Source organism: Mycobacterium pseudokansasii (genome assembly GCF_900566075.1).
GTDB classification, from domain to species: Bacteria; Actinomycetota; Actinomycetes; order Mycobacteriales; family Mycobacteriaceae; genus Mycobacterium; species Mycobacterium pseudokansasii.
Map to the genome: position 1 here is coordinate 1,848,093 of NZ_UPHU01000001.1, position 21,512 is coordinate 1,869,604.

General features: G+C 66.9%; 18 protein-coding genes and 1 pseudogene. 13 read left to right on the forward strand and 6 right to left on the reverse strand.

The window, feature by feature from the left end; genetic code table 11:
* Positions 1-40 precede the first annotated feature (40 nt).
* From EET10_RS08520 to EET10_RS08530, 3 genes are all read left to right on the forward strand, one after another.
* Complete coding sequence (locus EET10_RS08520) at positions 41-1,066, forward strand: uroporphyrinogen decarboxylase/cobalamine-independent methonine synthase family protein (RefSeq protein WP_063466923.1); 1,026 nt, start codon at positions 41-43, stop codon at positions 1,064-1,066.
* A gap of 105 nt (positions 1,067-1,171) precedes the next feature.
* Positions 1,172-3,247, forward strand: a complete 2,076-nt coding sequence (gene ligA / locus EET10_RS08525) for an NAD-dependent DNA ligase LigA (RefSeq protein WP_122502053.1) — start codon at positions 1,172-1,174, stop codon at positions 3,245-3,247.
* A 33-nt stretch (positions 3,248-3,280) separates the two neighbouring features.
* The gene (locus EET10_RS08530; protein ID WP_036406788.1) at positions 3,281-4,435 is read left to right on the forward strand and encodes an LLM class flavin-dependent oxidoreductase; all 1,155 of its coding nucleotides are present in this window, start codon (positions 3,281-3,283) and stop codon (positions 4,433-4,435) included.
* 64 nt (positions 4,436-4,499) lie between these two features.
* Here the strand turns inward: EET10_RS08530 and EET10_RS08535 are convergent, their stop codons facing one another.
* Together EET10_RS08535 and EET10_RS08540 are read right to left on the reverse strand one after the other, a co-directional pair.
* Entirely contained in the window at positions 4,500-5,156 is a 657-nt protein-coding gene (locus tag EET10_RS08535; RefSeq protein ID WP_122447195.1) for an ACT domain-containing protein, read from the reverse strand.
* 60 nt (positions 5,157-5,216) lie between these two features.
* Positions 5,217-7,031, reverse strand: a complete 1,815-nt coding sequence (locus EET10_RS08540) for a protein kinase domain-containing protein (protein ID WP_051490759.1) — start codon at positions 7,029-7,031, stop codon at positions 5,217-5,219.
* 179 nt (positions 7,032-7,210) lie between these two features.
* Here EET10_RS08540 and gatC point away from each other — a divergent pair, with 179 nt between their 5' ends.
* The 6 genes from gatC to EET10_RS08570 all read left to right on the forward strand — a co-directional run bounded on the left by gatC (position 7,211) and on the right by EET10_RS08570 (position 13,674).
* Positions 7,211-7,510 carry an Asp-tRNA(Asn)/Glu-tRNA(Gln) amidotransferase subunit GatC gene (gene gatC, locus EET10_RS08545; RefSeq protein WP_036406791.1) on the forward strand — a complete coding sequence of 100 codons (300 nt, stop codon included), beginning with the start codon at positions 7,211-7,213 and terminating at the stop codon, positions 7,508-7,510.
* A complete protein-coding gene (gene gatA, locus EET10_RS08550) occupies positions 7,507-8,988 on the forward strand; it encodes an Asp-tRNA(Asn)/Glu-tRNA(Gln) amidotransferase subunit GatA (RefSeq protein ID WP_063466927.1) in 1,482 nt (493 codons plus the stop codon). Before gatC ends, gatA begins: the two co-directional genes overlap by 4 nt.
* Positions 8,989-9,108: 120 nt before the next feature.
* Complete coding sequence (locus EET10_RS08555; protein WP_036391910.1) at positions 9,109-10,140, forward strand: ATP-dependent 6-phosphofructokinase; 1,032 nt, start codon at positions 9,109-9,111, stop codon at positions 10,138-10,140.
* A 411-nt stretch (positions 10,141-10,551) separates the two neighbouring features.
* Positions 10,552-11,448: a MinD/ParA family ATP-binding protein gene (locus EET10_RS08560; RefSeq protein ID WP_036406793.1), complete on the forward strand. Its 897-nt coding sequence runs from the start codon at positions 10,552-10,554 to the stop codon at positions 11,446-11,448.
* Positions 11,449-11,509: 61 nt separating this feature from the next.
* Complete coding sequence (gatB, locus tag EET10_RS08565) at positions 11,510-13,030, forward strand: Asp-tRNA(Asn)/Glu-tRNA(Gln) amidotransferase subunit GatB (protein WP_036406795.1); 1,521 nt, start codon at positions 11,510-11,512, stop codon at positions 13,028-13,030.
* Between the two features lie 47 nt (positions 13,031-13,077).
* Positions 13,078-13,674, forward strand: a complete 597-nt coding sequence (locus tag EET10_RS08570; RefSeq protein WP_218028447.1) for a flavin reductase family protein — start codon at positions 13,078-13,080, stop codon at positions 13,672-13,674.
* Positions 13,675-13,889: 215 nt separating this feature from the next.
* On the opposite strand, the gene EET10_RS08575 is transcribed toward EET10_RS08570, so the two are convergent.
* A complete protein-coding gene (locus EET10_RS08575) occupies positions 13,890-15,011 on the reverse strand; it encodes a PQQ-dependent sugar dehydrogenase (RefSeq protein WP_051490760.1) in 1,122 nt (373 codons plus the stop codon).
* A gap of 211 nt (positions 15,012-15,222) precedes the next feature.
* Here EET10_RS08575 and EET10_RS08580 point away from each other — a divergent pair, with 211 nt between their 5' ends.
* Positions 15,223-16,068 carry a DoxX family protein gene (locus EET10_RS08580; RefSeq protein ID WP_122502055.1) on the forward strand — a complete coding sequence of 282 codons (846 nt, stop codon included), beginning with the start codon at positions 15,223-15,225 and terminating at the stop codon, positions 16,066-16,068.
* A 6-nt stretch (positions 16,069-16,074) separates the two neighbouring features.
* On the opposite strand, the gene EET10_RS08585 is transcribed toward EET10_RS08580, so the two are convergent.
* A complete protein-coding gene (locus tag EET10_RS08585; RefSeq protein ID WP_036406859.1) occupies positions 16,075-16,458 on the reverse strand; it encodes a PH domain-containing protein in 384 nt (127 codons plus the stop codon).
* Between the two features lie 296 nt (positions 16,459-16,754).
* Here EET10_RS08585 and EET10_RS08590 point away from each other — a divergent pair, with 296 nt between their 5' ends.
* From EET10_RS08590 to ilvC, 3 genes are read left to right on the forward strand one after another with little or no spacing between them, the layout of a single operon-like run.
* Positions 16,755-18,599, forward strand: coding sequence for an acetolactate synthase large subunit (locus EET10_RS08590; RefSeq protein WP_036406801.1), 1,845 nt, complete (start codon positions 16,755-16,757; stop codon positions 18,597-18,599).
* The gene (gene ilvN / locus EET10_RS08595; RefSeq protein ID WP_036406804.1) at positions 18,599-19,114 is read left to right on the forward strand and encodes an acetolactate synthase small subunit; all 516 of its coding nucleotides are present in this window, start codon (positions 18,599-18,601) and stop codon (positions 19,112-19,114) included. Before EET10_RS08590 ends, ilvN begins: the two co-directional genes overlap by 1 nt.
* Positions 19,115-19,147: 33 nt before the next feature.
* The gene (gene ilvC, locus EET10_RS08600) at positions 19,148-20,149 is read left to right on the forward strand and encodes a ketol-acid reductoisomerase (protein ID WP_099188708.1); all 1,002 of its coding nucleotides are present in this window, start codon (positions 19,148-19,150) and stop codon (positions 20,147-20,149) included.
* A 58-nt stretch (positions 20,150-20,207) separates the two neighbouring features.
* Here the strand turns inward: ilvC and wrbA are convergent, their stop codons facing one another.
* A complete protein-coding gene (wrbA, locus tag EET10_RS08605; RefSeq protein WP_036406812.1) occupies positions 20,208-20,807 on the reverse strand; it encodes an NAD(P)H:quinone oxidoreductase in 600 nt (199 codons plus the stop codon).
* A 437-nt stretch (positions 20,808-21,244) separates the two neighbouring features.
* A pseudogene (locus tag EET10_RS30690) lies at positions 21,245-21,486 on the reverse strand (hypothetical protein); the annotation flags it as partial.
* Positions 21,487-21,512 lie beyond the last annotated feature (26 nt).

Below are 21,512 nucleotides of genomic sequence, written 5' to 3' on the forward strand. Positions count from 1 at the left end.
CGCCCCCCGCCGTTAAACAGCCCTCGAATACGGTTGACAAGTGAGTGATTTCGCGCCGGCGTTCGCGCGGGCCACCGGCATCGGATCGTGGCCCGGCACCGCGGCGCGGCCCGCCGCCGAGGTCGTCGTCGGTGAGTTGGCCGATGCGTTGGCGCATCTCGTCGAGTTGCCCGCCCGGGGAGTGGGCGCCGACATGCTCGGCCGGGCCGGTGCCCTGCTGCTCGATCTGGCCGTCGACACCGTGCCGCGCGGCTACCGCATTGTCAGCCGGCCCGGCGCGGTGACCCGCCGCGCCGTCAGCCTGCTCAACGAGGACATGGACGCTCTGGAAGAAGCGTGGGAGACCGCCGGGTTGCGGGGCGGCGGGCACGTGGTCAAGGTTCAGGCCCCGGGACCGATCACGCTGAGCGCGGGACTGGAGCTGGCCAACGGCCACCGGGCGATCACCGACCCGGGTGCGGTGCGTGACCTGGCGGCCTCGCTGGCCGAGGGCGTCGCCGCGCACCGGGCGACGCTGGCCCGCCGGCTGGACACGCCGGTGGTGGTCCAGTTCGACGAGCCGTCGTTGCCGGCGGCACTGGGCGGACGGCTGACCGGCGTGACCGCCCTGAGCCCGGTGGCACCACTGGACGAAGCGGTGGCCGGCGCACTGCTGGACACCTGCGCCGAGGCGGCCGGCGCGGACGTCATGGTGCACAGCTGCGCGCCAGAGCTGCCGTGGGATCTGTTGCGGCGCAGCACTATTGGTGCAGTGTCGGTTGATGCGGGCACCTTGTGCGCGGCGGACCTGGACGGGATCGCGGCCTTCGTCGAGACGGGGCGCACCGTGGTGCTGGGCGTCGTCCCCGCCGTCGCGCCCTTGAGGCGGCCGGCTGCCGAGGAAGTGGCGGGGCAGGTGGTCGCGGTGACCGATCGGCTCGGCTTTTCTCGCTCGGCGCTGCGGGATCGCGTCGGGGTTTCCCCGGCATGCGGTCTGGCGGATGCGACGCCGCAGTGGGCTTGCACCGCCATCGGGCTGGCCCGCAAGGCCGCCGAGGTGTTCGCTCAGGATCCGGACGCCATCTGATTTGGACTGGCCGCGACGAGATCGCCGCCACGGTCGTGCTTGGCCGACTCGCAACGGCCCTCACGGCAATCTCGGCGTGTCACCGGGCTCAGTTAGCCTGCCAGGGTGAGTTCGTCCGAAGCCGACACCACGCCGCCCGACGTGTTGCATCGATGGCAGGAGCTGGCTGAGGAGGTCCGCGAACACCAGTTCCGCTACTACGTACGCGATGCGCCGATCATCACCGACGCCGAATTCGACGAGTTGCTGCGCCGGCTGGAAGCGCTCGAGGAAGAGTATCCGGAGCTGCGCACGCCCGATTCGCCCACGCAGCTGGTCGGCGGCGCGGGCTTTGCGACGGAGTTCGAGCCGGTTGACCACCTGGAAAGAATGCTCAGCCTCGACAACGCGTTCAGTGCCGAGGAACTCGGCGCCTGGGCCACCCGCATCTACGCCGAAATCGGCGATGCTGCCAGCTACCTCACCGAGCTCAAGATCGACGGCGTGGCACTGTCGCTCGTCTACCAGCAGGGCCGGTTGACGCGTGCCTCGACTCGAGGTGACGGGCGCACCGGCGAGGACGTCACGCTCAACGCGCGCACCATCGACGACGTCCCCGAACGGCTCAGCCCCAGCGACGACTACCCGGTCCCCGAGGTGCTCGAAGTCCGCGGCGAGGTGTTCTTCCGGGTCGCCGACTTCCAGGCGCTCAACGCCAGCCTCGTCGAGGAGGGCAAAGCGCCGTTCGCCAACCCCCGCAACAGTGCGGCGGGTTCGCTGCGCCAGAAGGACCCGGCGGTCACGGCGCGGCGGCGGCTGCGGATGATCTGTCATGGGCTGGGCCATACCCAGGGTTTTCGCCCGGCCACCCTGCACCAGGCGTACCTGGCGCTGCGCGTCTGGGGGCTGCCGGTCTCCGAGCACACCATGCTGGTCAACGACATGGCAGGCGTGCAGGAGCGCATCGACTACTGGGGCGAGCATCGCCACGAGGTGGACCACGAAATCGACGGCGTGGTGGTCAAAGTCGACGACGTGGCACTGCAGCGCAGGCTGGGCTCCACGTCGCGGGCGCCGCGCTGGGCGATCGCCTACAAGTACCCGCCCGAGGAGGCGCAGACCAAGCTGCTCGACATCCGGGTCAACGTCGGGCGCACCGGGCGGGTCACGCCGTTCGCGTTCATGACGCCGGTGAAGGTCGCCGGGTCGACGGTCGCGCAGGCCACGTTGCACAACGCCTCGGAGGTCAAACGCAAAGGTGTGCTCATCGGCGACACGGTGGTGATCCGCAAAGCCGGCGACGTGATCCCCGAGGTGCTGGGACCCGTGGTCGACCTGCGCGACGGGTCCGAACGCGAATTCGTCATGCCCACAACATGTCCCGAGTGCGGTACCGTGCTGGCGCCGGAGAAGGAAGGCGACGCCGACATTCGTTGCCCCAACTCCCAGCGCTGTCCCGCGCAGCTGCGGGAGCGGGTGTTCCATGTAGCCAGCCGCAGTGCGCTGGATATCGAGGTGCTGGGCTACGAGGCGGCCGTGGCGCTGTTGCAAGCGGAGGTGATCACCAGCGAGGGCGACCTTTTCGCGCTCACCGAAGACGACCTGTTGCGCACCGAGCTGTTCCGCACCAAGGCCGGCGCGCTTTCGGCCAACGGCAAACGGCTACTGGCCAACCTCGACAAGGCCAAGGCCGCGCCGCTGTGGCGAGTGCTGGTGGCGCTGTCCATTCGCCACGTCGGGCCGACGGCTGCCCGTGCGCTGGCCACCGAATTCGGCACTCTGGAAGCCATCGCTGCCGCATCCACCGAGCAGCTGGCCGCCGTCGAGGGCGTGGGGCCAACCATCGCCGCCGCCGTCTCGGAGTGGTTCACCGTCGACTGGCATCGCGAGATCGTCGACAAGTGGCGGGCCGCCGGGGTGCGGATGGCCGACGAACGCGACGAAAGCGTGCCGCGCACGCTGGCCGGCCTGACCGTGGTGGTCACCGGCTCGCTGACCGGGTTCTCTCGTGACGAGGCCAAGGAGGCGATCGTCGCGCGCGGCGGCAAGGCCGCCGGCTCGGTGTCGAAGAAGACGTCCTATGTCGTCGCCGGAGATTCCCCGGGATCGAAATACGACAAGGCCGTCGAGCTCGGGGTGCCGATTCTCGACGAGGACGGCTTTCGCGAGCTGTTGGCGCAGGGCCCCGCCGGTGTCCCCTGACCAGCGCCCGGGTTCACCGCGGCGAGAACGCTTATGAACAGCTCGGCAATCTCGGTGGGCCTGCAGATCGGGACGCAGCCGCCATTGAGCAGCGCTCGGGCGTATTTGCTTGCGGCACGGGCGGCGCGGCTGGAGTCGGTGATGCTCATCGACCACTTCCAGAGCGCCGTGCCGCGCGTCATCTGGAACAAAGACCTCACTTGGCTTGCCGCGCAAGATCAGAGCCCACACGAGTTTTTCGACTACCAGGTTCTGCTGGGCTATCTCGCGTCGCGGGCCGGGCGACTGCGCTTGGGCGTCGGGGTGACCGAGGCGATCCGGCGTCACCCCGTCCTCATCGCCCAGGCCATGCTGACGCTGTCTCACCTCACCCGGCGCGCGCCCATCCTGGGTATCGGCGCGGGCGAGCGCATGAATATCGACCCGTACGGACTCGACTTCTCCGAGCCGGTCACCCGACTGGAGGAGGCGCTGCAGGTGATCCGCCTGTGCCTGTCGACGCGAGGACCAATCACATTCTCCGGCAAGCATTTTCGACTCGACCGGGCGACAATGGACCTCGATGCCCCGCGCGGCCGGGTACCGCAGATCTGGGTCGGCGGGCACGGTCCGCGGATGCTGCGGCTCACGGGACGCTACGGCGACGGGTGGTACCCCGTCACGGTGGTCTCGCCGCAGGAGTATGCGGCCAAGCTGGCGGCGGTGCGGGCGGCGGCCGCCGAGGCTGGGCGAGACGCCGCCTCGATCACCCCGGCGCTGCAGCGGTTCGCGGTGATCGGCGCGACCGAGCGGGAGGCGCGGGCCATGCTCGACACCAAAGCCATCCGGTTGCTGGGGCTCGTTGCGCCCGCCGAAGTGTGGCGGCAGGCCGGTGCCGTGCACCCTCTCGGGGCGCACTTCGATGCGTTTGTCAACTTCGTGCCCGACCGCCACAATCGCCGGGCGATCGAGGCCGCCATTGCCGCCGTGCCGGATGCCGTGATGACCGAGGGGCCATTGCTGTGGGGAACTCCGCAACAGGTGGCGGCCAAGCTGCGGGCCTTCGCTGACGCGGGGATGCGCCACGTGGTCCTGGCACCCGTGTCCGGTCTGGTGTCGCAGCGTGCGGGCCTCTATGGGCTGTGGGCCACCCTGCGGATCGCCCGGTTGCTTACCGGTCGGCGAGGCCAGCCCGAGGCGCGCCGGTGACCAGCTGTCGGCAGGGATGCAACCTCGCGCCGCCTGGTTGGTGCTCGCGTCGACAGCGGCGTGGTCAGCGCAGCATGGTCGCCACGATTCCGGCCAGATAGCCCAGGCGGGCCACCTCCGACGGCCGGAATTCCGGGCCGGGCCGCCCCAGCACCACCGCCATATGCGGATCGCCCAACGGTGCCGCCACCATCGCGGTGTCCATGTCACGCCAGACCTGGGGCACCCAGTCGGCGCCGCCGTCGAGCGGCACGGCGCGTTCGATCGGCAGCCAGGGGGCCGAATCGGCGCGGGTTTCCGGTGCGCCCGGGCTGCCCGCCAGCCGGTGTAAGGCGCCCTCCGTGCTGTGCAACACCGTGCACCAGCTCACTCGCAGCACCCTGGGCGCCTCGTTGACAAGCACCTGCAGTCTGGACGCATTGTCGCGGGCTGCGGCGACGTGGTCGAGAAGCTCCAGCTCGCGGTGGGCTTCCAGCAACCCGGTGTGGGGGCGCAGGCTGTCCACCCGGACGCCGGTCATTGACTCGGCGGCGGTGATCAGCCGATCCGGCATCGCGCCCGGCGGCAATTCGACCACCAGGTCGTCGATCGCGTAGCCCGCGCTGCGCTCGACGACGTCCAGCGACAGGATGTCGGCGCCCACCGAACCCAACGCAACCGCCAGCGACCCCAGGCTGCCGGGGCGGTCCACCAGCTCGATGCGCAACAGATACGACGGCACGGCCAACACTGTTGCACAGGGATGTATCCGTGGCATTTCGGCGGGCGGGCCGGGGGCACTTCAGCCGTGGCGCCCGAATACCGCCTTACGCAATGCGAGCGTGAGGTGGCCGGCGTCTTGGATGCCGATATGCGGCGCGTCGATGAGGGCTTCGTCGATGACGGCGGCCACCGGGCGTGGAATGTTGCGGTCTATCCGTCGGATCGGAACGGGCATGGTGCTCATTACCACGTCGGCGGGGTCTTTGCCGACAGCGGCAACTCGCGGCGGAGTTCCGGTCAACATGTAGTACAGACATGCGGCCATCTGCCACGTGTCGACGTCGCGCGCGGGTGCCCGCGCGGGTTCGGTGACCTGCGGGCGCGGTGTGAACGATGGGTCAACAGAAACCTCCGTCGCGAACCCGAAGTCGACAAGCTTGGTGACCGGTTCGCCGCCGGACCAGGTCAACACGAATTTGGTCGGCGTGATGTTGCGGTGCATGATGCCGACCGACCCGTCGATCCGAGGAAAGCCGTGTGCGTAGGTCAGTGCATCGAGACAGGGCAGGACCAGCGACACGGCTTGGCGGACGGTGAGTGATCCCAGCCGCAAAACCAGCTGTTCGATCGTTTCTCCCGGCCAGTATTCGGTAACGACGAGCAAGAATTCTCCGACGGGCAGAGCTGCCCGTGGAGTGACGGCATTGGCGTGACGAAAACCCGCCAGGTCCCCGAACGGCCGTGGTTTCGCGAGCTCTTCGGGTGCGACCGCGGCCCGGGGAACGACCCGTAGTGCGCATACCTCGCCGGTGTGTTGCGAGCGGGCGCGGAAGGCGGGTCCGGACCCGCCGCTCACCTGATTCAGCAAGGTGTATCCGGCGATGGTGACCGCGCCGCCGTGCCCCCCGACGAGTCGTCGCACCAACTCACGCGGCAGTCCTCGCTGCCGGCAGTCCATGCAGATGTGTTCGCCGGACCCCGCCTGCGTGCCCTCGACAACACTGCGCCCGCAGGCTACGCAGTCTGTGGACTGCGACTGGCGCGTCTGCGGCCGGTCTCCGATCGGCGAGTCGACCGCCGGCGTCGCGCTTAACGCGGCGGCGGCCGCCGCGGCCAGCTCTGCTGCGCTGGGGTAGCGACTATGCGGGTCTTTCGCCATGCCGCGTGCGACGACCTCGTCAAAGGCTTTCGGCACCAAGGGATTTGCGGCGCTGGGCTTGGGCGGATCCTTGGTCAGGTGCCCGGTGACTTGCTGCTCGATGGTGCCGGGGAACGGCGGCGCACCGGTCAGGCACGCGTACAGGATGCATGCCAGCGAGTATCGGTTGGCCGGTGCCTCGACATCGGGAGTCGCGAAGCATTCAGGAGCGAGATAGTCATAGAAGCGCCGGCCGATCACTTCGCCGGAGGCCTCGCTGTCGGTGCCCGACACGCTCGACTGGCCAACGAGGTATGCGACATCGTCACGAGTCACCAGTATTTTCCCTGGGCTGACGTCGCGCAGCACGGCATCGGTCGTGTGGGCGGCGTCGAGCGCGGCGGCGATCTGTCCCACGATGTGCACCGCCCGTGCCGGGCTTGGCGGGCCGCCGCGATCCAACATGGTGTCAAGATCGATGCCGTCGACAAAGGGCATCCGCAGATAGCGCCACCCGTCGATCTCACCCACCTCGTCGGCCAGCACCAGATGCGGTTCGCCGGTCGGTGCCAGCAGTCGCGCCAGGATGCGCGCCTCCTTTTGCACCCTCAAGGCCATCGGATCGCTGCGATCCACTCGTCCCAAGAGGCGCAACAGCACCCGGTGCCCGGTAGTGGTGTCTTCGGCCTCGTAGCTGTCGAAGCGACCGGCGCCTAGCCGCCGAAGCAGCCGATAACGACCGAGTTGCGCGTCCATAAGCCTCGCTTCGACTTCGGGCCGGCAACTGATAGTGCCCGAATCGCTTGAGTATCGCCACCTCATTCCGGCCGTGCAAACCCCAAATCGCTTGATGTGGCGAAAACGCCGACCTTGCCACCGGCATGTGAGCGCCCGGCACCGCCCTGCGCATCGTCGCAAGGTTAGGCTTTTCGCTCGTGTCCCAGATCTCCCGCGACGAGGTGGCCCATCTGGCCCGGCTGGCCCGTCTGGCGCTGACCGACCATGAGCTCGACCACTTCGCCGGTCAACTCGACGCCATCTTGGCGCACGTCAGCCAGATCCAGGCGGTCGACGTCACCGGCGTGCAAGCCACCGACAATCCGCTCAAGGACGTCAACGTCACGCGCCCCGACGAGATCGCGCCGTGCCTGACGCAGGAGCAGGCGCTGGCCGCGGCGCCGGAGGCCGTCGACGGCCGCTTCGCCGTCCCGCAGATCCTGGGGGACACCGAGTGAGCGACATCATCCGATCCGACGCCGCCGCGCTGGGCGCCATGATCGCCGCCAAGGAGCTGTCGTCAACCCAACTCACCCAGGCCTGCCTGGACCAGATCGCGGCAACCGACGACCGCTACCACGCCTTCCTGCATGTCGCCGCCGACCAGGCGTTGAGCGCCGCGGCTGCCGTCGACCAGGCACTGGCCGCCGGCGAACAGCTGCCGTCGCCGCTGGCCGGCGTGCCGCTGGCGCTTAAGGACGTGTTCACCACCATCGACATGCCCACCACCTGCGGCTCCAAGATCCTGCAGGGCTGGAGGTCGCCCTACGACGCCACCGTCACCGCGCGGTTGCGCGAGGCCGGCATCCCGATCCTGGGCAAGACCAACATGGACGAGTTCGCGATGGGCAGCTCGACCGAGAATTCCGCCTACGGCCCCACCCGTAACCCGTGGAATGTCGAGCGGGTACCCGGGGGCTCCGGCGGGGGCAGCGCCGCGGCGCTGGCCGCATTCCAGGCGCCGCTGGCCATCGGGTCCGACACCGGGGGCTCGATCCGGCAGCCGGCCGCGCTCACGGCGACCGTCGGCGTCAAACCGACCTACGGCACGGTGTCGCGCTACGGGCTGGTGGCCTGCGCGTCGTCGCTGGATCAGGGCGGGCCGTGTGCGCGCACGGTGCTGGACACCGCGCTGCTGCATCAGGTGATCGCCGGGCACGATCCCCGCGACTCCACCTCCGTCGACGCCGCGGTGCCCGACGTCGTGGCCGCCGCCAGGGCCGGCGCGTCCGGTGACCTGCGCGGGGTGCGCATCGGGGTGGTTAAGCAGCTACGCGGTGAGGGCTATCAGCCTGGTGTGCTGGCGTCGTTTCAGGCGGCGGTCGAGCAGCTGACCTCTCTGGGCGCTGAGGTCAGCGAGGTCGACTGCCCGCATTTCGACCACGCGCTGGCCGCCTACTACCTCATCCTGCCGTCGGAGGTGTCGAGCAACCTGGCCCGCTTCGACGCGATGCGCTACGGGCTGCGGGTCGGAGACGACGGCACGCACAGCGCCGAAGAGGTGATGGCCATGACCCGGGCGGCCGGCTTCGGCCCGGAAGTCAAGCGCCGCATCATGATTGGCACTTATGCGTTGTCGGCGGGCTATTACGACGCCTACTACAACCAGGCCCAGAAGGTGCGCACGCTGATCGCCCGCGATCTCGACGAGGCCTATCGATCGGTCGACGTGCTGGTCTCGCCCGCGACTCCCACCACCGCGTTTCCGTTGGGGGAGAAGGTCGACGACCCGCTGGCGATGTACCTGTTCGACTTGTGCACATTGCCGCTGAATTTGGCGGGACAGTGCGGCATGTCGGTGCCGTCGGGGCTGTCCCCGGACGACGGGCTGCCGGTCGGGTTACAGATCATGGCGCCGGCCTTGGCCGACGACCGGCTCTACCGGGTGGGAGCCGCCTACGAGGCAGCCCGCGGCCCGCTGCCGAGCGCCATCTAAGGCCGCCATCTCAGGGCGCCCTCTCAGGGCGAGCAGACGCGGAATCGCACTGCGCCGACCTTGGGCGTGCGATCCCGCGTCTGCTCGCGGCCCGAGCCGGCCGCGGTGCAAGATGATGGCATGCGGATTGGACTTCTCACCGGAGGCGGCGACTGCCCCGGCCTCAACGCCGTCATCCGGGCCGTGGTGCGCACCTGCGATGCCCGGTACGGCTCGTCGGTGGTCGGGTTCCAGGACGGGTGGCGCGGATTGCTGGAAAACCGGCGCATGCAGCTGCGCAACGACGACCGCAACGACCGGCTGCTGGCCAAAGGCGGAACGATGCTGGGCACCGCGCGCGTGCATCCGGACAAGCTGCGCGCCGGCCTGAACCAGATCATGCAGACCCTGGACGACAACGGCATCGACGTGCTGATCCCGATCGGTGGGGAAGGCACGTTGACCGCGGCGCACTGGCTGTCGGAGGAGAACGTTCCGGTGGTGGGTGTGCCGAAGACCATCGACAACGACATCGACTGCACCGACGTGACTTTCGGGCACGACACGGCGTTGACGGTGGCGACCGAAGCCATCGATCGGCTGCATAGCACCGCCGAATCCCATCAGCGGGTGATGCTGGTGGAGGTGATGGGCCGCCACGCCGGCTGGATCGCGCTGAACTCCGGTCTGGCCTCCGGTGCTCACATGACGCTGATCCCCGAGCAGCCCTTCGACGTCGAGGAGGTGTGCCGGCTCGTCAAACAGCGCTTCCAGCGCGGAGACTCGCACTTCATCTGCGTGGTCGCCGAGGGCGCCAAACCCGTCGCCGGCTCCATTCAGTTACGCGAAGGCGGGATTGACGAGTTCGGCCATGAGCGTTTCACCGGGGTGGCCGCGCAGTTGGGCGCCGAGGTGGAGAAGCGGATCAACAAGGATGTCCGGGTAACGGTGCTCGGCCATGTCCAGCGAGGTGGGACCCCCACGGCCTACGACCGGGTGTTGGCCACCCGCTTCGGCGTCAACGCCGCCGACGCCGCACACGCGGGCGAGTACGGCCAGATGGTGTCGCTGCGCGGACAAGATATCGGCCGTGTCGCCCTGGCGGACGCGGTTCGCCAACTCAAGCTGGTGCCGCAGAGCCGCTACGACGACGCCGCCGCTTTCTTCGGCTGACGTCGGCGTTTCGCACCGATCGCTCGAAATTCGTCGAACATCCGGTAGCGCGGGCTGAACGGCGGGCTAATTCTTGCTTGCCTGTTGTGTGCATTTCCGGAATCCGTCCTATTTGCGGTTTTCGGGCAATTCAGCCCGGCTATACCGTGGGGTATGAGCAACCGCGATCCTGGTCGCGGAGACCTGCCTCAGGCCGCCGCACCGGCGGCGCGCTCGGTGCCGCCGGTGCGGCCTACGGCCCCGCCCTGTCGGCGTCCTCCGGCCGAGTGGGCGTCCACCACGGTCCCGCGGGTCAACCGCCGCCATACTCCTGTCTACCGTTCGTCGCCCGCAGCGCCCTGGTCGACCGCTCGGACCCCCGCAGCGACACCGATCGCGCCGCCGCCTCCTCGTGAGCGGGCCCCGGGTGGGATGGCACTCGATGTTTTCGACCAGCAGCACACCGACGATACGGGCGGATTCAGCTGGCGAGACCTGATCTGGCGGATCAGCCGGAGAGACTTCGGCCCCGGCAAAGGCCCGGCTTACGAACGTGAGCTGCGCGAGCGCGTCCGCGCCGCGGTCGGAAGCGCGTTTCCCATTGCCGTGCTCAACCTCAAAGGCGGGGTGGGCAAGACCGCGGTCGTCGAGGCGCTCGGCTCAACTTTCGCGCAGGTGCGCAACGACCGGGTGGTCGCCGTCGACATCGACGGCGGCGATTTGTCCGACCGGCATGGCCGCCGCAGTCGGCTAAATATGGTGGACCTGCTTATGGACGATTCGGTCACAAGGTATCCGGACGTGCGTGCGCATACCTATATGAACAGCTGCGGGCTGGAAGTGCTCGGCCTGCCCGAATATGCAAAGAGCAATTGGCGAGTGCAGCGCAGCGACGTCGTCAAAGTGTTTTCCATTCTGCGCAAGCATTACTCGGTGGTACTGGTGGACTGCGTCAAGGCGCTCGAGTCCAGCGCGATGGAAGCGGTATTGCCGGAATCGCGGGCCCTGGTGGTCGTTACCAGCTCCTCGATCGACGCGATACGAAAGACCAGAATCACGCTGGAATGGTTGCGTAACAACGGATATCACAAGCTGCTCTCGGCGGCGGTGTTAGCGGTAAACCACACCGAACCGGGCAGGCCGAGCACCTTGGCCGGTAAGGAACTCGAGCAGTTGTCGGCCGACGTGGCGGCCACGGTTGTCCTGCCGTTCGATCGGCACATACATGCGGGCAAGGAAATAGGTCTGGACCGGTTGGGCAAGGAAAGCCGGCGCGCGCACCTGGAGCTGGCGGCCACGTTGGCGGACATGTTTCCAAAGCGGGTGTAGCGCGTCGTCCGGGCTCACGGTCGGCGCGGCGCCTTTCCCGCTCGGCACTAGGATCGAGCCCATGACTGCTGCTGCCCGGGCTTCAGGGGCCGACCTGCTGGACTTCGACGACGTCGTCGCGCGCTTCGATCCGGTCCTCGGACTGGAAGTTCACGTCGAATTGTCCACCGCGACCAAGATGTTCTGCGGCTGCGCCACGGCGTTCGGTGCGGAGCCGAATACCCAGGTGTGCCCGGTGTGTCTGGGGCTGCCCGGTTCGCTGCCCGTGCTCAACCGGGCCGCGGTCGAGTCGGCGATCCGCATCGGCCTGGCGCTGAACTGCGAGATCGTTTCCTGGTGCCGCTTTGCCCGGAAAAACTACTTCTACCCGGACATGCCGAAGAATTACCAGATTTCGCAGTATGACGAGCCGATCGCCATCAACGGTTACCTCGAAGCGCCGCTGGAAGACGGCACCACCTGGCGAGTCGAGATCGAGCGCGCTCACATGGAGGAAGACACCGGCAAGCTGACCCACATCGGCAGCGAGACTGGCCGCATCCACGGGGCGACGACGTCGCTGATCGACTACAACCGTGCCGGCGTGCCGCTGATCGAGATCGTGACCAAACCCATTGAGGGAGCCGGAGAACGTGCGCCGCAGGTCGCCCGCGCCTATGTGACCGCCTTGCGAGACTTGTTGCGGGCGTTGGACGTATCCGACGTGCGAATGGACCAGGGGTCGATGCGCTGCGACGCCAATGTGTCACTAAAGCCCAGGGGCACAACCGAATTCGGTACCCGAACCGAAACCAAAAACGTCAACTCGCTCAAAAGTGTCGAGGTCGCGGTGCGCTACGAGATGCAGCGTCAGGCTGCCATCTTGGTGGCCGGCGGCCAGATCACCCAAGAGACCAGGCACTTCCACGAGGCCGGCTACACCAGCCCCGGCCGCACCAAGGAGACCGCACAGGACTATCGGTATTTCCCCGAGCCCGATCTGGAGCCTGTCGCACCCAGCCGCGAGCTGGTCGAGCAACTGCGTCGAACCATTCCCGAGTTACCGTGGTTGAGCCGCAAGCGAATTCAGCAGGAATGGGGCATTTCCGACGAGGTGATGCGGGATCTGGTGAACGCCGGCGCGGTTGAATTGGTCGCCGAGACCGTCAAGCACGGAGCCTCCAGCAAGGAGGCGCGCTCGTGGTGGGGGAACTTCCTGGTACAGAAGGCCAACGAGGCCGGTGTCGGGCTGGACGAACTGGCCATCACGCCCGCCCAGGTCGCGGCCGTCGTGCGGTTGGTCGAGGACGGCAAGCTGTCCAACAAGCTCGCCCGCGAGGTCGTGGAAGGTGTGCTGGCCGGAGAGGGCGAACCCGGGCAGGTGATGACCGCCCGCGGCTTGGAGCTGGTCCGCGACGACTCGGTGACCCAGGCTGCGGTCGACGAGGCTCTGGCCGCCAATCCCGATGTGGCCGAGAAGATTCGGGGCGGCAAGGTGGCTGCGGCGGGCGCGATCGTCGGCGCGGTGATGAAGGCCACCCGCGGGCAGGCCGACGCGGCCCGGGTGCGCGAGTTGGTGTTGGCGGCCTGCGGGCAGGGTTAGCCCGGCTGCCGGTTCGCCGACTGGTCTCTACGAGTTCGCTACGAAAGGTGTCGAAAGAGGTCGTCGCGATTCATGATGTTGAGGTGATCGATGAATCGTTCGACGACCTGATGACGATGCTGGATTCCCCGGTATTCGTGGTGACAACCCAGGCCGATGGTCACCCTTCGGGTTGTCTGGTCGGCTTCGCCACTCAAACGAGCGTGCAGCCCCCGAGTTTCATGATCGGCATGCCCAGGAGTAACCGCACCGCCGAGGTGGCCGGCCGATCTGACTATGTGGCGGTGCATTTGTTGGCGCAACACCATCGAGCACTGGCCGAACTGTTCGCCACTCAAACGGCGGACGACACCGACAAATTCGCTCGGTGCGCATGGCGCGCCGGCCCGTTTGGGATGCCGATTCTCGACGACGCGGTGGCGTGGTTCGTCGGCAGGACAGTGAGTCGCAGCGATGTCGGAGACCACGTGTGCTACCTGCTGGAGCCGGTGAGCGTCTGGGCTCCCGAGTGCTCCGACGAACTGCTTTACCTCTCCGACATCGACGACCTCGACCCCGGCCACGAGGAACCGACGCGGCGGTTCTACGAACCCACCGAGGTGACCCGCCGATACGGCGTGCGGTTCACCCTTGACGTACCTTGATCAGTTGCTGAGCGGGCATTACCACAGCGGTGTCCTGGCATTTCAGAAATCACATGTGCCACATGAGTCCCTGGTAGGTCGGTGCACAATGTGCCCACCTTCTGCGACACGCTGCGTGGGGTCGGAGTTGTCGCTGATAGCCGGGCACAACCCGTACCCCTACCTGCGGAGGCTCGTGTGGTTGCTGTGACAGGCGTGAGTTTGCGCCGACCGGGCTAGGTCTTGTCGTCGTTGTTGCGTGGGAATCCGCCGCCCTGCGGGAACAACGGAAACACCACATCGTCGAGCTTCTCCGCATCGCCGGCGGTCTTGTTGACCGTTGCACCCCAGACGTTGCCGTCCGGCGACATCCGCAGTGCCCAGGCATGCGCGTGCGTGTCCTTACGGACGACGTCCGGTTCGCCCGTCACCGCGCCGGTCGACGGCGCGAGCCGGACGGCAACCGTCAGCTTGGTATTGATCAGGTTGACCAGCACGGTGCCGTCCATGGCCGCACACCCGGCCACGCCGGGCTTGTCCGGCCAGGTCCACACCGTCGAGACCTCCGACTTCTTGGTGATGCGCTGTAGCCGGTCGGCCCCGGGCGTGCGATCGACGACGTAGAGCGAGCCGTCGACGGGATCGATGCACATGCCGCCACCCGAGCCGATTCCGGTCAGCGCCGTCGTCGGCGGCGCCTGTCCGATGGTCGTGGGTTGTTCGATGCGCAGGACCTTGCCAGCCAACGAATTGGGATCGGCGGCCATCGCCGGGTTGCCCGCATCGCCGGTCATGACAACCAGCGTGGTGGGGCTGGTGAAAATCAGCGCCCCGGTGTTACCGGTAGCTCCTTTGGGAATGCCGGTCAGGATGTCCTTCGGGACGTCGCCGTCTGCTATCCGGATGACGCGGTTGTCGCTAGGCGTGCTGACGTAGGCATACATCAGCCGGTCCTGCGAGTAAGTGGGCGACAGCACGATATCCATCAAGCCGCCGTCACCGGCCGGGTCGACCGGGATGACCATCTTCACCTTGGGCTCGGCGCTGATCGAGATTTCCTTGACCGCGCCGGTGATCCGCTCGGCGACCAGGGCGGTTTTGCTGTCGATACCCATGATCAGGCCGCTGGTGCTCTCCAGGCAGCCCTGCATGACGCCCGGTGCCGGACATGCCTTCGGGAATGGCGTGGGAGGCAGCGGCGGTGGCGGGGGAGGCGTCGAGCTGGGCTGCGGCCGAAGTTCGGGATTCGTGGTGAAAGGCTGCGATTGGGCATCGTTGAACCGCGCGCAGCCGCTCGCGACCAGCATCACCGCACACAACGCGGTGAGCGCGCACCGAACCGACCGCCGTATCCGCATGACCGACAGGCTACGGACTTTGGCTGCGCCACCGCCACCTGCCACCGCCACCCGCCACCGCCGCATCGCAGGCTCGATCACCCGTGGGTGGTCTCTCGAAGCCCGATTTGGGGCCTCCGGCGGGGCGCGCGGCGCACGAAGTGCCGACTCAACAGGTGAAAGCGCCGCTCAAATCCCAAATTCACGACTAAATGCCCTTACCCTGGCACGAGTGACCAGTTCGAATGATTCACATTGGCAGCGGCCGGACGGTTCCCCGGGGCCAACCGCGGGACGCCCCGTTTCGGCAAGCCTGGTCGACCCCGAAGACGATTTGAGCCCCGGCAGCTACTCTGGCGACTTCGGAAATACCGGTACCACCACCGTCATCCCGCCCTATGACCCCGCCAATTCCGGTGTCGTCAACTCGGGATACCACCTGATAGAGGCGCAGGAGCCACTTCCATACGCCCAGCCGCAGCCGTCGGTGCGGCCGATGCAGTCAGCACCCGCGATCGACATCGACGAGGACGACGAGCGAGTCCGCGCCGCCGGCCGGCGCGGGACGCAGCATCTGGGTCTGCTGGTGTTGCGCGTCGGGCTGGGCGCGGTCCTGATAGCCCACGGATTGCAGAAGCTGTTCGGCTGGTGGGGTGGCTCCGGGGTGACCGGATTCAAGAACTCACTGTCCGACGTCGGCTATCAGCACGCCGACATCCTCGCCTATGTGGGTGCCGGCGGCGAGATCGTCTCCGGAGTGCTGTTGGTGCTGGGCCTGTTCACCCCACTGGCGGCGGCGGGAGCACTGGCCTTCCTGATCAATGGTTTGCTCGCAATGGTCTCGGCCCGGTCGCATTCGCACTTCACCTACTTCCTGCCGGACGGGAACGAATACCAGATCTCTCTGGTGGTAATGGCTGTTGCCGTCATCTTGAGCGGCCCCGGCCGCTACGGCCTCGACGCGGGCCGCGGTTGGTCCCAACGGCCTTTCATCGGGTCATTTGTGGCGTTGCTGGCCGGCATCGCCGCCGGGATCGCCGTGTGGGTGTTCCTCAACGGCGTCAACCCGCTGGCCTGAACGTCCTCACCGGTAGGGGTTGGGAACCCGCCCCGCACTGGCCTCGGTCAATTGCGGCAGGGTCGAGAACGTGACCGCGGGCAATCGCAGCTCGGTACCGTCCTTGAGGCGGGCGCGCGCCCAGGACCCCCGGTGGAATCGCAGGCCGTCGATGTCGTTCCAGGGCACCGTCCGGCTACCCAGCAGGGTCCGCACCGTCACCCCTTGGTCGTCGGCGACCGTGCGCAGCCGGATGATCAACGCCGACAACAGCACCGGGATGAGCAGTAGCGGCGCACTCGGCGGCCACGCCAGTACGGGTATGAGCAGTCCCAGGGTCGCAAATCCCACGGCCAGGTGTGCGATCGGTGACACCCTGATCACCACCGGTGAGCCAGTAACCACCCTCATATCATTCCACCGTGCGCGTGCCAGGCCGCGGCCGCGCGGTACCACCCACACCCGCGGCCGTGTGACCACCCCGGATTTGACGGTTGAGCTGTACGAAGGCTACCGTCAGACGCTATGGATACCGCCGGAGAGCCCGGAATGCTCCCCACAATGCTTGTAGTACTTGGTCGGCGCGTTGGTGCCTGACTAGGTCGATCGAGCACCAACGCGCAACCCTCGTGCAGCAGCTTGAGCTGGCGGGGGTTTTTTGTTGCCCACCAACGAGACCGCCACCGCAATAAAGGATTAACAGGACAGTGAGCGCACCAGCGAAGCCCCACCCACCGACATCGCAAGGCGGGGAAAACGGCGCCAAACCGTCGGTGCCCCAACCCAGACATGTTGCACCGCAGCAACTTACCGGGGCCCAGGCGGTCATCCGGTCCCTGGAAGAGCTCGACGTCGACATCATCTTCGGGATTCCGGGCGGTGCTGTATTGCCGGTGTACGACCCGCTGTTCGACTCGCAGAAGCTGCGCCACGTGCTGGTGCGCCACGAGCAGGGCGCCGGCCACGCCGCCAGTGGCTACGCGCACGCTACCGGCCGGGTGGGGGTGTGCATGGCGACGTCGGGCCCGGGTGCGACCAACCTGGTGACGCCGCTGGCCGACGCGCAGATGGACTCGATACCGGTGGTCGCCATCACCGGTCAGGTCGGCCGCGGGCTGATCGGCACCGACGCCTTCCAGGAGGCCGACATCTCCGGTATCACGATGCCGATCACCAAGCACAACTTCCTGGTCCGCACCGGCGATGAAATTCCCCGGGTGATCGCCGAGGCGTTCCACATCGCGGCATCTGGTCGTCCCGGAGCCGTGCTCGTTGATATCCCCAAGGACGTGCTGCAGGGCCAGTGCACGTTCAGCTGGCCGCCGCGGATGGATCTGCCCGGCTACAAGCCCAACACCAAACCGCACAACCGTCAGATCCGCGCGGCCGCCAAGCTGATCGCCGCCGCGCGCAAGCCGGTGCTCTACGTGGGCGGCGGCGTCATCCGCGGCGAGGCGACCGAGCAGCTCCGGGAACTGGCCGAACTGACCGGCATCCCGGTGGTCACCACACTGATGGCTCGCGGAGCGTTTCCGGACAGCCATCGGCAGAACCTGGGCATGCCCGGCATGCACGGCACGGTGGCCGCCGTGGCAGCGCTGCAGCGTAGTGACCTGCTGGTCGCGCTGGGCACCCGTTTCGACGACCGGGTCACCGGAAAGCTCGACTCCTTCGCCCCGGAAGCCAAGGTCATCCACGCCGACATCGACCCGGCCGAGATCGGCAAGAACCGGCACGCCGATGTCCCCATCGTGGCCTGCGTCAAGGCCGTCATTTCCGAGCTCATCGCGATGCTGCGCCACTACGACATTCCGGGGACCCTCGAGCTCAGCGATTGGTGGGCGTATCTCGACGGCGTTCGAAAGACCTATCCGCTGAGCTACGGTCCGCAAAGCGACGGCAGCCTGAGTCCGGAATACGTGATCGAGAAGCTGGGCGAGATTGCCGGCCCGGACGCCGTCTATGTCGCCGGCGTCGGCCAGCACCAGATGTGGGCGGCGCAGTTCATCAAGTACGAAAAGCCGCGGACTTGGCTGAACTCCGGCGGGCTGGGCACCATGGGGTTTGCCATCCCGGCGGCCATGGGAGCCAAGATCGCGTTGCCAGACACCGAGGTGTGGGCGATCGACGGCGACGGCTGTTTCCAGATGACCAACCAGGAACTGGCCACCTGCGCCATCGAGGGCATACCGATCAAGGTGGCGTTGATCAACAACGGCAACTTGGGCATGGTGCGCCAATGGCAGAGCCTGTTCTACGAGGAGCGCTACTCCCAGACCGACCTGGCCACCCACTCGCACCGAATCCCCGACTTCGTCAAGCTGGCCGAGGCGTTGGGTTGCGTCGGATTGCGTTGCGAGCGTGCGGAAGACGTTGTCGACGTGATCAACCAGGCTCGGGCGATCAACGACTGCCCGGTGGTGATCGACTTCATCGTCGGCGCCGACGCGCAGGTGTGGCCGATGGTGGCGGCCGGCACCAGCAACGACGAGATTCAGGCCGCCCGCGGCATCCGTCCCCTGTTCGACGACGAAAGTGAAGGGCACGCCTGATGGTGAACGGGTCGCCTAAGACGCACACGCTGTCGGTCCTGGTCGAAGACAAACCCGGCGTGCTGGCGCGCGTCGCGGCGCTGTTCTCCCGGCGCGGTTTCAACATCGAATCGTTGGCGGTGGGCGCGACCGAGCAGAAGGACATGTCGCGGATGACCATCGTGGTTGCCTGCGAGGAGACCCCACTCGAACAGGTCACCAAGCAGCTGAACAAACTGATCAACGTCATCAAGATCATCGAACAGGACGAGGATCATTCGGTGTCCCGGGAATTGGCGCTGATCAAGGTCCGCGCCGACGCCGGTACCCGTAGCCAAGTGATCGAAGCGGTAAACCTCTTCCGCGCCAACGTGATTGACGTATCTCCGGAATCATTGACCGTAGAGGCCACCGGCAACCGCGGCAAGCTCGAGGCGCTGCTGCGAGTATTGGAGCCGTTCGGTATCCGCGAAATCGCCCAATCCGGAATGGTGTCGTTGGCCCGCGGCCCGCGGTGTATCGGCACTGTCAAATAACTAACAAGGAGAAACGCAACAGTGGCATTAGAGATGTTCTACGACGACGACGCAGACCTGTCGATCATCCAGGGCCGCAAGGTCGGCGTCATCGGCTACGGCAGCCAAGGCCACGCCCACTCGCTGAGCCTGCGCGACTCCGGCGTGCAGGTGCGCGTCGGGCTGAAGGAGGGCTCCAAGTCGCGGGCCAAGGTGGCGGAGCAGGGCTTGGACGTCGGCACGCCGGCCGACGTCGCCAAGTGGGCCGACGTGATCATGCTGCTGGCTCCCGATACCGCTCAGGCCGAGATATTCGCATCCGATATCGCGCCCAACTTGAAGTCCGGTGACGCATTGTTTTTCGGTCACGGCCTCAACATCCACTTCAACCTGATCAAGCCGCCCGCCGACGTCACCGTGGCTATGGTCGCGCCGAAGGGGCCCGGTCACCTGGTGCGCCGCCAGTTTGTGGACGGCAAGGGTGTGCCCTGCCTGATCGCCGTCGACCAGGACCCGACCGGAAACGGTGAGGCGCTGGCGCTGTCGTACGCCAAGGCCATCGGCGGCACCCGCGCCGGCGTCATCAAGACCACCTTCAAGGACGAGACCGAGACCGACCTGTTCGGTGAGCAGGCCGTATTGTGTGGCGGCACCGAGGAATTGGTGAAGGCCGGGTTCGACGTGATGGTCGAGGCGGGCTACCCGCCGGAAATGGCGTACTTCGAGGTGCTGCACGAACTCAAGCTGATCGTCGATCTGATGTATGAAGGCGGGATCGCGCGGATGAACTACTCGGTGTCCGACACTGCGGAATTCGGCGGCTACCTGTCGGGTCCGCGGGTGATCGACGCCAGCACCAAGGAGCGGATGCGCGAGATCCTGCGCGAGATCCAGGACGGCACCTTCGTCAAGAAGCTGGTGGCCAACGTTGAGGGCGGCAACAAGGAACTCGAGCAGCTGCGCAAGGAGAATGCTGAGCATCCCATCGAGATCACCGGCAAGAAGCTGCGCGACCTGATGAGCTGGGTGGACCGGCCGATCACTGAGACCGCGTAGTCGCCGTCTCTGCCGAGCAGCTGTCCGGGGGGCGACGCCCCCCGGACAGCTGCTCGCGCTAAGAGGTGAGGCGCCCCGCCACCTCAACCACCCTGCGCGCCAGGTGGTCTAAGGCGTTGACCGTGGGCTCGTCGAGTTCGTGGATGTTGTCGTGTGTGGAGACCAGGCTTGCGCCGTAGGGGTTGCCGTCCACGAATTTCAGCGGGTCGGTGTATCCCGGCGGCACGATGATGCCACCGAAATGCATCAGCGTGACGTACAAGGTGAGCAGGGTGGTCTCCTGGCCGCCGTGCAAGGTGTTGCTCGACGTGAACGCCGCATACACCTTGTCGGCGAGTTTGCCCTCGGCCCACAGCCCGCCCAACGAGTCGAGGAAATCCCGCAATTGCGCTGCGACGCAGCCGAAACGGGTGGGTGAACCGAAAATCACCGCGTCGGCCCAGACGATGTCTTCACCGATGGCCGCCGGAAGATCTTTGGTCGCTTCGTAATTCGCTGTCCACGCGGGATTGTGCGCAAACGATGCGGGGTCGCGGGTCTCGGCTACGGGCCGGACCCGGACTTCGGCGCCGGCAGCCTCGGCCGCCGCGGCGACGCGCTGCGCCATCGTCGTGCCGTGGCCGGTAGCTGAGTAGAAGATGACCGCAAGTTTCGTCATGGGCTCAGCTTAGGCGTGGCTGTGAGTTGCGCGTGCTCAGCCGGGGGAGGTCGAAGGAATTGGTTCGGACAACGAAGCGCGGTGAAGAATTCCGCGGCTCCGGTTCCGCTAGATGCGTTGATCCGCGACGGCAGGGCGTCTCCGGCAAGAGGGCGTGCGCCCGCGGGCGGCGATTGCGCTGGTGGATACTTCGGCTCTAGCGAAGCTCATCCGGATCGAAGCGGAGTTAGAGAACTTGGCCGCTTGGCTTCGCGGGCAAGTCCAAATTCGTGAGTCACCTCGGTACTGGCGCAAGCCCGACATGCCTGATGGGTGCCGACGGCGTCTGGCACGCGACAGGGTTGTCGGCCGTGGTTATCGCGATACCTTAGCGGTGGGTAGGGCCAACGAAATCATTTATGCCCCAACCAGTCTCAGCGTCGATGCTGTTGATCAGGCTAGTTGTCTGGTGGTGGTTGGGGCTGGAAGGGCTCGTACCACCACCAGTCGGCGCGCTCGCCGGTAGGCCCGGGGCACGGCGCGACGACGGGCGGGGAAAGGTTGGGCGGACGCGCCCGCGATCCTGCGCTAAGCGGTCGGCCGCAGTTGTCGGTGACGGTGAAAGCGTCAGCGGGTCCGGTGATGGTGATGACGCCGCGGTGGTGCAGCCGGTGGTGTAGGGGCATAGCAGTACCAGGTTGGTCGCAAATCCGTAGGCTACCCCCC